This window comes from Paraburkholderia sp. SIMBA_053, assembly GCF_046534895.1.
Lineage (GTDB): Bacteria > Pseudomonadota > Gammaproteobacteria > Burkholderiales > Burkholderiaceae > Paraburkholderia > Paraburkholderia caledonica.
In genome coordinates this window covers 1-451 of the sequence record NZ_JAWRXU010000118.1, presented here as the reverse complement: position 1 = coordinate 451, position 451 = coordinate 1, and the positions used below count along the sequence as shown (strand labels likewise).

Annotated in this window: 1 pseudogene; it reads right to left on the bottom strand. The window is 63.4% G+C overall.

What is annotated here, in order from left to right:
• Positions 1-295, bottom strand: a pseudogene (locus tag SB753_RS34835) (recombinase family protein); the annotation flags it as partial.
• Positions 296-451 lie beyond the last annotated feature (156 nt).

Below are 451 nucleotides of genomic sequence, written 5' to 3'. Positions count from 1 at the left end.
CGCGTTGGGCGGTATAACGTGCCGCTTGCAGATCCCGCTGCAGCGCAGCCAGCACTTCATCCTGCTTCAGGGTCTCTTCTTCGCGCGCCACCATTGCTGCCTCAATTGCCGCCGGTTGAACGACCTGCAAGACCGCCTCGGCGATGGCCGCGTCCGCGCGCGTGCCACCAAACGCAATACAGCGCGGTTGCCCCTTGTCCAGCCAGCCGCGATGACAGCTATAGCGCAAGGCGTCGTGCCTGTTACCCGTGTAGTGTACCGTTAGCTTGCTCGCGCAGCGCCGACAGCGCAACAGTCCCGCCAGAAGGCACTCGCCGCTCTTTGGGGCGCCAGCGTGTCCGGCCAGACGCAGGTTGCCATTGATCGCGCACTGGATCCGCTCGAATTCGTCCCACTGAACGTACCCGTCGTGGGCATTGGGAATGAGCGCAAGCCACTCATTCCGAGGTTT